Here is a 12315-nt window from a genome sequence, read left to right on the forward strand (position 1 = left end):
CTATGCGTATGCAGCACTGCGGTCATGCCGATGTCGGCGCCAAGATTTTTGGGATTTAAGCCAAAATCTTTCAGGGTGCTGGAAGCGCATGCAAAAAGAAGGTCATAAATGCGGTTTTGGTTATCCCACGCCAGGAGTCTCATCTCATAGGGAAGCGTAAAGGTAACCATGAAGTATTCAACCGGTAAGAGCTTGTCATGTTGGCGATCGAGCCAAAGGGAAGTCTCATGATTCTGGCATTGTGGGCAGTTGCGGTGCCCGCAGGAACGGGGCCGCCATGTGGTGTAACCGCAGTCAGTGCACTGCACGAGCATCTGCCCGGCTTGCGGTGTCCGGCATCGGCTGATCGCTGCGATTGCGTAAAGATGGCTGGGTAAAAGCCGTGAGCCGTATTTAGCCTGAAAGGCATCGTGATATTGGTCGAGGATAGAGGCGATGTGCATGATCATATCCTCCTTAAATCGACGTGGAGGGTATTGATCAGCCCGTTGATGGTGGCAAATGCATTTTGTTCGGCAGTGTCGGTTAAATGTGCGTAGCGTACTGTAGTGGTGGGGCTGCTGTGACCGAGCAGGGCCTGGATATGGCGAAGACTTAAGCCATTTTCAAGCAGATGGGTTGCGAAGGCGTGCCTCAGGGAGTGAATCGAGACTTTTTTTTAATGCCGCACTGCTTCACCACGGCTTTCATGGCAGCTTGGGCGCCGCCGCGATCCATGTGCGTGGTAGCGTTGCGAATCCGCTCGGGTGAACCAACGGCATTGGGGAATAACCAGCAGAGGTTGCGATGTTTGCGCCACAAGGCGCGCAATCCTTGATAGGTCAGATCCGGCAATGGGACGAAACGATCCTTGAGTCCCTTACCGCGGCGGATATGAACCAGTTTGCGCTTAGAGTCGATATCGCCTACTTGCAAGGCCAGGGTCTCGGAGAGGCGCAAACCCATGGAATAGGTTGCCAGCAGAAAGACCCGGTAGCGCATATTACGGGTTGCGCCGATCAGTCGCTCAACTTCGGCGACGGTGAGAATATCGGGCAGTGAACATACTTTGGGGGCTTTGACGATATTAACCCACTGCCAGTCTTGTTTAAGGACATGTTTCCAGAAAAACATCAGGCCATTGCGGTCAACTTTGACGGTACTCCAGGAATGGGACTTGACAAGGTCGGAAAAATATTGTTCTCGTTGCTCCGGGGTCAATTGATCGGGACAACAATCGAATTGTTCACTCATCCGGCGCACGGCGCGCGCGTAGGCATCAATGGTCTTTTGACTTTTGCCCTGGAGCTTGAGCATGCGCAGATGATGTTGATAAAGTTCGTTAAATCGATTCGTTTCCGTTTGATTCATGGTATACCTCCCTTGTTTTTATGGCACCCGGAATTGGGCAACGCTGGGAGTTATACACTTATTTAAAATGTTTTTCCGCCGCGTAGCGGCTTCGTCCAACCATCGGCTGCACTGGATCGCCGAAAAAGCCGGCTCCCAGTGAGCCGTATGTTGGATTAAAAGGAATAAAATGGAATTGGCAATTAGCATATTATTAGGTTTCATATTCGGCGTAATTGCTTGTTGGGTATTCTGGCTGTATCTCCGCTGGCAGCGACCTAAAGTAGCGATTGCTAGTAAAGTCTCTATGACGAAAGACGCAGCGACAGGAAAGCATATAGTCCGGTTTAAAATTCTAAATAAGGGGAAGAACCAAGTAATTGGCATAACGTTTAAGGCCTGGGTCTGTGATCTTCTAGAAGTGCCTGGCGGTAAGATTTCAAGGGCGCTATATATATTTCCAATCTCCAATTCCGAAACCGCTACGCTTACTCCTGAGAGGCAAACGTCCCGTCCTTGGGGGCTTACACCAGAACAGATATATCGATCTGAACCAGAATTTGATGTTATGGAATTACTATCGCATTCAAATCAAAGAATACTTGTAACTCTGAGAGTCTCGGACGCTGTGAGCGGTACAACTGTTGTTCAGCAAGTAACATATTGTAAAGAAGATGTTATTGATGGTCATTTTGAATTTGGAGAATCCTTAGAAATTGTCCCGACATCTACTGAACGCAAATAAACATCCAACAAAATCAATACAGCCGATCGCTGCGCTCCGGCTGATTTTTTCGTTATCTAAAGAATAATTGAACCAACAACAAACAAAAGGAGAAACAAAATGGATGTAACTATTAATACAGGAATTAATTTAGTAAACTTACAACACACTTTCCCCAATAATGTAAGTGGTACAATTAGTTTAGACATTGAATTCCAAGTTAATTTTGAAACTTCCGCCATTGTTAATCTTGTCCTAACTGTAGATAATGGAAAAGTTACAAAATCTACCTCTGTTTTGAAACCCTAACTTTTGTTGTCTTAATTTTTTTACCATCAACAAAAATGGGGATTATTAGCTTAAACTTTTTAATGTTTTTCTCCTTCATGTAAATTGCCTCCTTATGTTAAAAGTATGTTAAAAAGATAGATAACCAATCACTACAGCGAACAGGCAAAAGCGCCTGCCGCTGACCTCCGGCGTTAGGGACACTAATCAGATTTTAAGGAGTGACTATGCCTTTTGAAAATCCATTAAAAGAGGAGCAGTATAAAGAAAGGCTCCATGCTAGAGATGAAGATGTGCGCGGAGATTACTTTAGAGATCAAACAGCTATAATTCATTCGATGCCATATCGGAGGCTAAAACACAAAACGCAGGTATATTTCTCACCCAATAATGATCACATCTGTACTAGGATTGAGCATTCCTTACATGTAGCCACTATTGCGGCAACGATATCAAAAGGTTTGGGTTTGAATGCAGATATGGCCTACGCAATTGGCTTGGGACATGATCTAGGTCATGCTCCTTTTGGGCATGCGGGCGAAACTGCTTTGAACTCAAAATGTAAGGATATCGGTGGCTTTATTCATGAAATACATGGGTTAAGAGTTGCTGATGTCCTTGGTAGCAGAGGAGTAGGTTTAAACCTTACATATGGTGTGCGAGACGGTATAATTTGTCATTGTGGTGAGGCACCAGATCAAAAAATACAACCAAGATCCGAAGTATTGGATCTTATCAATATCAAAAAGAGGGATAAATTGCCTTCAAGCTGGGAAGGCTGTATCACTCGTATGGCAGATCGTATCGCATATTTAGGAAGGGACTTAGAAGATTCAATTGATGGCGGTTTTTTAGAAAAGAAAGAGATACCAGAAATCATACAGAATGAATTGGGAGAATCAAACGGGGAAATTATTGATAATTTGGTGGTTGATGTAATAACAAATTCAAAAAAGGAAGAGCAAATAGCTTTCTCAGATTCGAAGTACAAAGTTTTGTTGGAACTGTATAAATTTAGTGTTGCTAGAATATATTCTAATGAAAAAATCACAAGATATGGAAAATATTGTGAGAGAATAATAACTGAGATTTTTGATTATCTACTCAATCTTTACGATAAATGGGATTCTAATATTCAATCTTATTATAATAGCCCATGTCCTCTTGATGTAAGGTTTGGGTGGTATTTGGAAAAGATGGAAAAGATATATGATGAGGAGAGGGCTGGTGCAACTATAATAGTTCGAGATTACGTTGCCGGCATGACAGACCTATATGCCCTAAAATGTATGAAAGAAATATCTTTGCCAGAGGAATTATCTTTCGATAGAAAATTATCAATGTCCAACAAGGCTAATACAGCCGACGCAAAGACACGCGGCTGATTAGCAGCGTTAAACAGGACAAATGAAAATTAAATATAATGTAATTTTACTCGGGTTAGTTAGTTTTTTTGCGGATTTAAGCACGGAGATGGTTTATCCATTGCTCCCTCTGTATCTGACGACAGTGTTCGGTGCAACACCCGCCCTTGTCGGCGTGATCGAAGGAATTGCGGAAAGCCTTGCGAGCATCCTTAAAGTATTCAGCGGTTATATTACAGACAAGTACCAGAAGAAAAAGCCCATTGCATTTTTCGGTTACGCAGCCGGTCTGGTGTACAAGCTGGCTCTTGTCATTGCCGGTTCCTGGCAGGGTATCCTTGCAGCGCGGATGATAGACCGTTTTGGTAAAGGCGTACGGACAGCACCTCGTGACGTACTTGTGAGCGAAAGCTGTGACTCAGATAAACTTGGACATTCGTTCGGTATTCATAAAGCGCTGGACATGGCCGGTTCTGCTGCCGGAATACTGATAGCTTTCTTCATCATGATGACATGGAAGGGAGAGTACGCCTACAAACAACTATTCCTGCTTTCGTGCATTCCGGCAATTGCTTCGCTTGTCATGTTTATCTTTATCAAAGAAACAGGGGAATCATGTGAAGCCAGGGAACCGCTTCATGTTTTCCACGGGCTAAAGAATCTTGATAAGCGTTTAAAACTTTATCTTGTAGTTGTCTTCGTATTTACACTCGGGAACTCATCGAATGCCTTCCTGCTCCTCAAGGCCGGGAACGTGGGCTTCGATCCTGCATCTATAGTGCTTCTCTACTTCGTATATAACATGGTATCGTCACTGTTCGCCATACCGTTCGGCAAGAGATCAGACCGCATCGGGCGGAAACATCTATTAGTTGCCGGTTACCTGACTTTCGCGCTTGTATATGCCGGCTTTGCCTGGGCTCCGAATAAGACAATCATAGTCGCCGCATTCGCGTTATACGGAATATTCACCGCGATGACGGCAGGTGTCGAACGTGCCTTTGTTTCAGAAATCGCACCAAAAGAATTGAAAGGAACCATGCTCGGTCTTCATTCAACGATTGTGGGAATTGCACTCCTTCCGGCAAGTATCATAGCCGGACTTCTCTGGAATACATTCGGCTCTGTGGTTCCTTTCGCGTTAGGGGCAAGCCTCTCACTTTTATCAGCGCTGATACTCGCTTTCGGATTGCCACAAAAAGCGGGTAAAGGAAATAAAAGCGTTTAACAAATCAGGTAGGAACATAAAGTGAAAAAACTCTTACTCATTTTTATCGTTGTTATAGCAGTCTACGGATTCGCACAAAAAGCACCAAAGTTCTTTTCTATTGGTACGTCTTTTGGTTCTGAAATTTCTACGAGTGACCTATCTATTGAGAAGGCTTTCAAAAATAACCAAAGTAACATTCAAGTTGGCGGTTCAGGTAAAGTAGTAAAAATTTTGCCAGATGACATAAAAGGCAGTCGGCACCAAAAATTTATTATTGAGCTAAATTCCGGCCAAACTCTTTTAATTGCGCATAATATTGATATTGCACCAAGAATTGGCACTCTTAACGTAGGCGATCATATTAACTTCTATGGCGAATACGAATGGAACTCTAAAGGTGGGGTGGTACATTGGACCCACCATGACCCCAGCGGTCGTCATGAGGGTGGTTGGTTAAATCATGGTGGGAAAATATATCAATAATCGTGTAACAAATCACTACACTGGATTTTTACTCCGCTGCGCTCCGTAAAAACCAGCGAGCTCAATCGTTAGCAATAAAAAAAGTACTTGACCTATTAAGCATTTAAGACCTAAAATATGACCATAATTTATCTCGTCATTTAAAATCAACTATGGTGCAAACATGAAAACCGTTCTAGCAAATTGCTCAGCAAGTATCTCCGAATTAAAAAAGAATCCGAGTGCCCTTATTGACCTGGCAGAGGGCGAACCAATAGCCATTCTCAATCATAACAGACCGACGGCATATCTCATTCCGGCTGAAACTTATGAGCAACTTATGGAAAAAATCGAGGACTATCAACTGGGTCTGATTGTAAAAGAAAGGCAAAATGAAAAAATTTCTGCCATTGAAGTGAAAGTTGATGAATTATAAATACAAGCTCAAATTTATTCCCACAGCCCTAAAGGAATGGGAAAAACTCGACGGCTCCATTCAGTCACAATTTAAGAAAAAATTAAAAGAACGTCTCCAAGAGCCACATATCAAAGCGAGCCAGCTTTCAGGCTTTGAGAACCACTATAAAATAAAATTGAGAGCAAGCGGATATCGCCTTGTTTATGAGGTAATCGACCAAGAAATATGTGTTATGGTTATTGCAGTTGGGAAAAGAGACAAAGGCGAAGTTTACAGGCAAGCTCAACAAAGAACCAAAAAATAATGAAAAATTGCTAACGAGGCAATCCAGCGGATCGCCGGGTTGCACCCGGCTCCCGCTGATTTTTTCGTTGGGCGCAAGACATAAACAGATTATATTGCACTATAGGCAATGGAGAACTCATTGAAAACTATTCATAAAATAATAAACGGCGACAGCCGACAAATGAACTGCCTATCCGACAAATCAATTCATTTGGTAATCACATCCCCGCCATACTGGCAATTAAAAGACTATGGGACTGAAGATCAAATCGGTTATCACGAAAGTTATGAAAGTTATATCAATAATCTGAACCTCGTCTGGAAGGAGTGCCATCGGGTATTACACCCCGGCTGCCGACTTTGCATCAATATCGGAGACCAGTTCGCCCGGGCAGTTTATTATGGGCGGTATAAAGTGATCCCAATAAGAACCGAAATAATTAAATTTTGTGAAATCTTAGGGTTCGACTATATGGGGGCCGTCATCTGGCAGAAAGTCACCACCTGCAATACGACCGGCGGCGCCACGATAATGGGCAGTTTTCCATATCCCCGAAATGGCATTTTGAAGCTCGATTATGAATTTATTCTGCTTTTCAAGAAACAAGGCATTGCGCCAGCGCCGACTAAGGAACAAAAAGAGTATTCAATAATAACAAAAGACGACTGGAATACTTTTTTTTCGGGACATTGGTACTTTGCAGGGGCAAAGCAGGACGGACACATTGCCATGTTTCCGGAAGAGTTGCCTGCCCGCCTGATAAAGATGTTTTCTTTTTCCGGTGAGACGGTTTTGGACCCGTTCCTCGGCAGTGGGACAACTGCACTTGCCGCCCGAAATCTATGTCGTAATTCTGTCGGCTATGAAATCAATTCGGCCTTTCTTCCAATAATTAAAAATAGGCTGAATGTGGGGCAATCCGATATTGCATCTACCGAATACGTATTTCTCAAGGATAGCGTTAAAAACAACCTGAATCAGGAAATCGAAAAGCTCCCCTATATCTTCAAAGACCCTCACAAACTCGATAAGAAGATGGACCCGAAGAAGCTTCTATTCGGTTCAAAAATTGATAAAGACAGCGGTGAAAGAGAAGTTTACTATTCCGTAAAAGAAGTAATCAGTCCGGAGTTGTTGAAGCTGGATAATGATTTGTCTGTTCGCCTTATCGGTGTAAAAGAAAACGGGGCGACCAATGGACAGGCGATCAGATTTCTTATCGAAAAAACAAGGAGCCAAAAAGTATTTATAAAGTTCGACAATCAGAAATATGATGAAGGGAACAACCTTCTTTGTTATCTATATCTGCAGAACAAGACTTTTATCAATGCCCATATAATCAAGGAAGGTTTGGTTGACGTTGACAGTTTAACTGACTTTAAATACAAAGATAAATTTCTAAACCTGCAGAGGCATTAAATGGTAAAAAAACAAAGATATTCCATGGAATTTGGCAAAAAGGAAAAAGTCCTGAACTATGCCAACCAAACTTACCAGTTATCAAGGCCCAATAAAGTCGGAGTGGTGAGGGCCCTTATTAGGGAATGCCAGCCAAAAACAATTCAAGAATGGGAACGATGGTATTTTGAAAACGCATATACAGTCTCAAAGGCGCCGACCAAAATTTCCCCAGAGTCTTTGCGGGAACTTGGCGAATGGCTTTACGAGAAAATAACAGAAGTAGTTATTCCTGAATGGCAAGCGGCCTTCAGTTAACTGACGCTTCAGGATTGCATTGATTACATTTACAATCTTACCGTCAATAGGACATTTGACGGTTTCCTTCGGGAAAAGTCTGTTGTTAATGACGGATTAGCCAAAATATTTCCAGACATAATTTTTGAGGAATCAGATTCTGAACTTGACCACGCGGGCGACATCGACTATGTGGCAAAAGTTGATAATAGAGCATTTGGAATTCAAATCAAGCCATTGACAGCGAAAGCAAACTTCGGCAATTATTCTCCAACTGAAAGAATGAAAAACAGTTTCGCAGGATTTGAAGAGCAATACGGCGGCAAAGTATTTATAGTCTTCAGCTTGGATGGAGAAATCGGGAATATAGAAGTGATTGAACAGATTCGAAAGGAAATAGAACGACTGAAGAAATAAATACCCGCCCGACAAATCGCTTAGAACGGACGTGGCGGAACTGCCGCCACGCCGCTTAGCTCAAGCGTTGGGCAAGGAGAGGAGCGTGTGCGCACATGAGAAAAATGCAGATCAGTAAAGTGTTTACGTTGATCGAATCTGGTCCAGTTGTTCTTGTTACGACACATGACGGGAAGAAGAACAATATAATGACGATCTCGTGGACAATGGTGGTGGACTTTACGCCGATATTTGCCATGACCACTGGTTCCTGGAACTATTCCTTTGCTGCTCTTAGTAAAACGAAGGAGTGTGTTATTGCAATTCCCACTGTTGACATGCTTGATAAGATCGTTGGAGTGGGAACATGTTCCGGCGCTGATACAGACAAATTTGAAAAGTTCATGCTGACCCCTGTGAAGGGAAAGCATGTCGAAGCGCCCTTGATAAAAGAATGCATGGCGAATATCGAGTGCAAAGTTGTCGACATCGTCAAGAAGCACAATATCGTCGTCCTCGAAGGCATTGCGGCGTACTTTGATAATTCACGAAAGGAGAAGCGAACTGTTCACGCAGTTGGCGATGGAACTTTTATCGTGGATGGGCGTAAGTTGGACCGAAAGGAAATGATGCACTCAAAAATCCCAGATGGTCTACTCTGCCTGGATTAATTTTGTTGACAGACTTACCACCTTTTTTATATGCTCAACATGTACGAAAATAATCCTTCTTCATTCGGAGGAGGTAACTGAGGAGTGTCTATTATGACTTATCTTAAAATGTTCACCGCTTGCGCTTTGGTTTTGGCAGCTTTGGTGTTTCCTGCTTCGGGAGTGATGGCCGCCGATGATTCCATGGTTTTACTGTATAATGATGGGGCTACCCAAAGAATTAGAGTTGAATTAGATAGACCGTCCAAATCGATAAAGCAGATTGAATTCCAGAAAGGCAGAAGGGTGTTCGTTAGCGAAGGCCGAGGGGGTGACCACGACGACTGGAAGGATGCCCGCATAAATGTTATCTCTGCTACCTACGGAAAGAACTGCAGAGCTCCTTACGGGAATGTGACCAATCAACTTGCCGAGGTCTGTAATGGAAAATCAACGTGCGAGTACATAATTGATTATAGAGTTTTAGGTGATCCGGCAACTGGTTGCGCGAAGGATTACTTTGCCGAGTGGCAATGTGGACGTGATCAAAAGAAGAACGGCATAAGGGTCCGTGCTGAGGCGGGGGGAGGCACGAGGATAGAACTGAGGTGCCCGCCGATCAGGTAGTGCAGGGAGCGCTTTCATCCACGAGCTCACGCCTGTAATCCGCGACGATTTTTTGACAGGTTAGTTAATCCCAAAACTTTTTGTTCCGGATCTTCGAGTCAAGGACAGCGCATGGTGAAATTTGAGCATTGGCTGTCGCATATTTCCACCGATAATCGATAAAATTTGATAAAATTGATTTCTTTTTTTTGTATTTGCAATCATGGCCACCGTTCCCGATGGGTCCGTTCAGATCAATCAATTTGAAAATATCGCTGCAAAGACTGACGAGCTCGTCAAAAATGACCGGTCAAAAGATCGCAAACCAGACGAGGACAAGGGCGATACGGTAAATGCCAAAGAGGATGAGCGTATGGTTCCGTACGAAGCGGATCAGAAATTTGATGCTCGCCAAAGCGACGATAAAGGAGGTCAAAAACCCGACTGCCAGGTAATTGAGCTGCGAGACGGAGAAGACGGCGCCGTTTTTATACAGGTCATAAACCGTTACGGCCAGCATCGATTAGTGACTTAATCCCAAAAACCTGATATAAAAAACAAGCAAATTTTCATGTATGGCGAAAACTATTTGTATATTGAGTTGTTACACATTCCTTTGCCGGTGGTAATTTTCTGGTCATGGGGTTGCGGGCGTCATCCCGCCTTAGATAAATGTTGCCGTGTAATAGCGAAGGACGGTATTGGGCCGGATCTATATAATCCCTTGTTCCTGGCGACTGCGTCGTCAGGAATCGCGGCGCTCACTTCGTTCGGCCTTGTCCCGTCGCCTTGCGCCGGAACAAGGCACTTCACCTGTCGGCTCAGCCGTCGAACCTGCGGTTCGCCGCCTGCTCCGCAGGTGAGCGCCGCGAATGGCGATTGGCAGAAGGGAGCGGGGTTTGATAAAATGGAGTTGAAGTTAGCGATGCCCAGGGAGATAAGCTGTCGGATAACGCGCACTTTGCTCATGTATGTCCGGGATGTCAACAAGTCACTGGGAAACCTCCTGGACGGTCTGGAACTGGATGAAAAATATCTCTCCGATACAAACAACTGGGTCTCCCATCAATTCCTGCACATCCTCTACGCTCGGATGATAGACATCCTCGGGGATAAGAACCCGGTGTACAAAATGGCGCTGGCCTCAAAAAAATTCCAATCCCTGGGCCTTCTGGACTGGATTGCCCGGCTCATCGGCAATCCGAAACTAATCTACACGCAGGCCCCCAAGTACAACAAACTCCTTAAAGCCAACGGTGATGTTTATATCCATGAAGTTGGCGATTCCTGTGTTGTTTTGGAAGACCGATACCATGACAGCGCGCAAAAAACCCGTCATGACTGCGACTACACCCGGGGGGTTCTGGCCGGCATCCCTACCATATTTGGCATGCCCCTGGCTGATGTCGAGGAAATCGAATGTCAGGTGACGTCGGGAAAATATGGGGACAGAATCTGGCCTGACAAGCCGGTGTACGGCAGCAAGGGATGTCTCTACCGGGTAAGCTGGGCGTCAAAAGACCTGCCGCCCCTCTGGAAGCGCATATTTCAGCGATACAATGTTTACCGAAAAGCGATCGATGATCTCCAGGAGACAAACCTGGCGATTCAGGAAAAATACGATGAAGTAAGAAAACTGGCACTGGAACTGGAGACGGCCAACAACAGTCTTAGAGAATCAAAGCAGCAGTTGGAGAGCTATATGGCTGAATTGCAGTCTTCAGAACTCAGATATCGCCTCCTTGCCGAAAATGTGACGGATACGATCTGGACAATGAGTCTCGACACCTTGCAGTTTACCTATGTCAGCCCTTCGGTGCAGGGGATGCGAGGCTATTCGGTGGAGGAGGCACAGGCAATGCCTATCGAAGCAACCCTGGTGCCGGAATCCTTAGAGAGAGTCTCCCGGCTGCTGGCCGAGGAGCTGGCAAAAGAGACTGCGGGCCATTATGATCCCAATCGATCCGTAAGTCTTGAATTGTTGCAAAATTGTAAAGATGGCCCAAGCAGTTGGGCGGAGGTGCGGGTATCATTTTTGAGAGATGGAGCAGGAAAGGCTGTTGGGCTGCTGGGCGTAACCCGTGACATTTCGGAAAGGAAACGGTCTGAACAGCTCTATCAGGCAAAAATCGCTGCAGAGGCTGCGAATGCCGCAAAAAGTAAATTCCTCGCGAATATGAGTCACGAACTCAGAACGCCGCTGAACCACATCATGGGATTCACCGAGTTGCTGCTGGGGGGAAATTTCGGCGACCTGAACAGCACACAGGAAGAATACCTTACGGATGTTTATCAAAGCAGCCAGCACCTGCTCTTTTTAGTCAACGATATTCTCGACGTATCCAAGGTTGAGGCCGGCAAGCTCGAGCTGAATCCCACCGGAATAAACGTAAAAGACCTGCTGGAACAAAGTGCTAAAATCATTATTGATAAAACGCCGCATCGTCATATTCATTTGTCGGTAGAAATAGACCAAATTCCCGAAACGATAACCGGCGACTTATTCCGATTGAAACAGGTTATTTACAACCTCTTATCAAATGCCGTCAAATTTACCGATGATGGCGGCAATATTTATCTCAGGACAAGAATTGCCGCTCAAGAGGGGCAAAATCAAGCAGTGGAAAAATCTGTTCGCCGTGAACTGGAAATAAGCGTGGCTGATACCGGCATAGGCATCCGGAAAGAGGATATAGAGAAAATTTTCGTGCCTTTTTCCCAATTAAAAAGTCCGTTGAGCAGCAAGTATCCCGGAACGGGTTTGGGATTGAGCATTACCAGGAACTTGGTTGAAATGCACGGTGGCAGGATTTGGGTGGAAAGTGAGGGTCTGGGAAAGGGCTCAACTTTTCGCTTTACCCTGCCGCTTCAATGAAGCCATCGATAA

General features: G+C 44.6%; 14 protein-coding genes and 1 pseudogene. 12 read left to right on the forward strand and 3 right to left on the reverse strand.

Going from position 1 to position 12315, the window contains the following annotated elements:
* On the reverse strand, positions 1-449 hold a 449-nt coding region (locus M0P74_07220; GenBank protein ID MCK9363372.1), incomplete at its 3' end, for a transposase zinc-binding domain-containing protein.
* 184 nt (positions 450-633) lie between these two features.
* On the reverse strand, positions 634-1350 hold the full coding sequence (locus tag M0P74_07225; protein ID MCK9363373.1) for a site-specific integrase: 717 nt from the start codon (positions 1348-1350) through the stop codon (positions 634-636).
* A gap of 169 nt (positions 1351-1519) precedes the next feature.
* Between M0P74_07225 and M0P74_07230 the strand changes: the two genes are divergently transcribed.
* The 11 genes and pseudogenes from M0P74_07230 to M0P74_07280 all read left to right on the forward strand — a co-directional run bounded on the left by M0P74_07230 (position 1520) and on the right by M0P74_07280 (position 9449).
* Positions 1520-2074 (forward strand): hypothetical protein, encoded by a 555-nt coding sequence (locus M0P74_07230; GenBank protein MCK9363374.1) that lies wholly within the window; start codon positions 1520-1522, stop codon positions 2072-2074.
* A 99-nt stretch (positions 2075-2173) separates the two neighbouring features.
* Complete coding sequence (locus tag M0P74_07235) at positions 2174-2362, forward strand: hypothetical protein (GenBank protein MCK9363375.1); 189 nt, start codon at positions 2174-2176, stop codon at positions 2360-2362.
* A 206-nt stretch (positions 2363-2568) separates the two neighbouring features.
* Positions 2569-3726, forward strand: coding sequence for an HD domain-containing protein (locus M0P74_07240; protein ID MCK9363376.1), 1158 nt, complete (start codon positions 2569-2571; stop codon positions 3724-3726).
* A gap of 22 nt (positions 3727-3748) precedes the next feature.
* Positions 3749-4933 (forward strand): MFS transporter, encoded by a 1185-nt coding sequence (locus tag M0P74_07245; GenBank protein ID MCK9363377.1) that lies wholly within the window; start codon positions 3749-3751, stop codon positions 4931-4933.
* Positions 4934-4954: 21 nt separating this feature from the next.
* Positions 4955-5398 (forward strand): DUF3465 domain-containing protein, encoded by a 444-nt coding sequence (locus M0P74_07250; protein MCK9363378.1) that lies wholly within the window; start codon positions 4955-4957, stop codon positions 5396-5398.
* A 163-nt stretch (positions 5399-5561) separates the two neighbouring features.
* Complete coding sequence (locus M0P74_07255; GenBank protein MCK9363379.1) at positions 5562-5813, forward strand: type II toxin-antitoxin system Phd/YefM family antitoxin; 252 nt, start codon at positions 5562-5564, stop codon at positions 5811-5813.
* Positions 5803-6099, forward strand: coding sequence for a type II toxin-antitoxin system RelE/ParE family toxin (locus M0P74_07260; protein ID MCK9363380.1), 297 nt, complete (start codon positions 5803-5805; stop codon positions 6097-6099). The genes M0P74_07255 and M0P74_07260 overlap by 11 nt, the downstream gene beginning before the upstream one ends.
* A 162-nt stretch (positions 6100-6261) precedes the next feature.
* Positions 6262-7500: a thermonuclease family protein gene (locus M0P74_07265; protein ID MCK9363381.1), complete on the forward strand. Its 1239-nt coding sequence runs from the start codon at positions 6262-6264 to the stop codon at positions 7498-7500.
* 24 nt (positions 7501-7524) lie between these two features.
* A pseudogene (locus tag M0P74_07270) lies at positions 7525-8193 on the forward strand (MjaI family restriction endonuclease).
* Positions 8194-8288: 95 nt separating this feature from the next.
* Complete coding sequence (locus tag M0P74_07275; GenBank protein MCK9363382.1) at positions 8289-8843, forward strand: flavin reductase family protein; 555 nt, start codon at positions 8289-8291, stop codon at positions 8841-8843.
* Positions 8844-8936: 93 nt separating this feature from the next.
* Positions 8937-9449, forward strand: a complete 513-nt coding sequence (locus M0P74_07280) for a hypothetical protein (GenBank protein MCK9363383.1) — start codon at positions 8937-8939, stop codon at positions 9447-9449.
* Positions 9450-9738: 289 nt separating this feature from the next.
* Here M0P74_07280 and M0P74_07285 read toward each other — a convergent pair whose 3' ends face one another.
* Positions 9739-9948 carry a hypothetical protein gene (locus M0P74_07285; protein MCK9363384.1) on the reverse strand — a complete coding sequence of 70 codons (210 nt, stop codon included), beginning with the start codon at positions 9946-9948 and terminating at the stop codon, positions 9739-9741.
* 387 nt (positions 9949-10335) lie between these two features.
* Between M0P74_07285 and M0P74_07290 the strand changes: the two genes are divergently transcribed.
* On the forward strand, positions 10336-12303 hold the full coding sequence (locus M0P74_07290; GenBank protein ID MCK9363385.1) for an ATP-binding protein: 1968 nt from the start codon (positions 10336-10338) through the stop codon (positions 12301-12303).
* The last annotated feature ends 12 nt before the right edge of the window (positions 12304-12315 follow it).

The sequence above is a fragment of the Syntrophales bacterium genome, assembly GCA_023229765.1.
Taxonomy (GTDB): Bacteria; Desulfobacterota; Syntrophia; order Syntrophales; family UBA5619; genus DYTH01.

Bases quoted from the DNA above. Each gene is read 5' to 3' on its own strand.
- M0P74_07225 (MCK9363373.1), bottom strand. From the start codon at position 1,350: ATGAATCAAACGGAAACGAATCGATTTAACGAACTTTATCAACATCAT.
- M0P74_07230 (MCK9363374.1), top strand. From the start codon at position 1,520: ATGGAATTGGCAATTAGCATATTATTAGGTTTCATATTCGGCGTAATT.
- M0P74_07235 (MCK9363375.1), top strand. From the start codon at position 2,174: ATGGATGTAACTATTAATACAGGAATTAATTTAGTAAACTTACAACAC.
- M0P74_07240 (MCK9363376.1), top strand. From the start codon at position 2,569: ATGCCTTTTGAAAATCCATTAAAAGAGGAGCAGTATAAAGAAAGGCTC.
- M0P74_07245 (MCK9363377.1), top strand. From the start codon at position 3,749: ATGAAAATTAAATATAATGTAATTTTACTCGGGTTAGTTAGTTTTTTT.
- M0P74_07255 (MCK9363379.1), top strand. From the start codon at position 5,562: ATGAAAACCGTTCTAGCAAATTGCTCAGCAAGTATCTCCGAATTAAAA.
- M0P74_07260 (MCK9363380.1), top strand. From the start codon at position 5,803: ATGAATTATAAATACAAGCTCAAATTTATTCCCACAGCCCTAAAGGAA.
- M0P74_07265 (MCK9363381.1), top strand. From the start codon at position 6,262: ATGAACTGCCTATCCGACAAATCAATTCATTTGGTAATCACATCCCCG.
- M0P74_07275 (MCK9363382.1), top strand. From the start codon at position 8,289: ATGAGAAAAATGCAGATCAGTAAAGTGTTTACGTTGATCGAATCTGGT.
- M0P74_07280 (MCK9363383.1), top strand. From the start codon at position 8,937: ATGACTTATCTTAAAATGTTCACCGCTTGCGCTTTGGTTTTGGCAGCT.
- M0P74_07285 (MCK9363384.1), bottom strand. From the start codon at position 9,948: ATGCTGGCCGTAACGGTTTATGACCTGTATAAAAACGGCGCCGTCTTC.
- M0P74_07290 (MCK9363385.1), top strand. From the start codon at position 10,336: ATGGAGTTGAAGTTAGCGATGCCCAGGGAGATAAGCTGTCGGATAACG.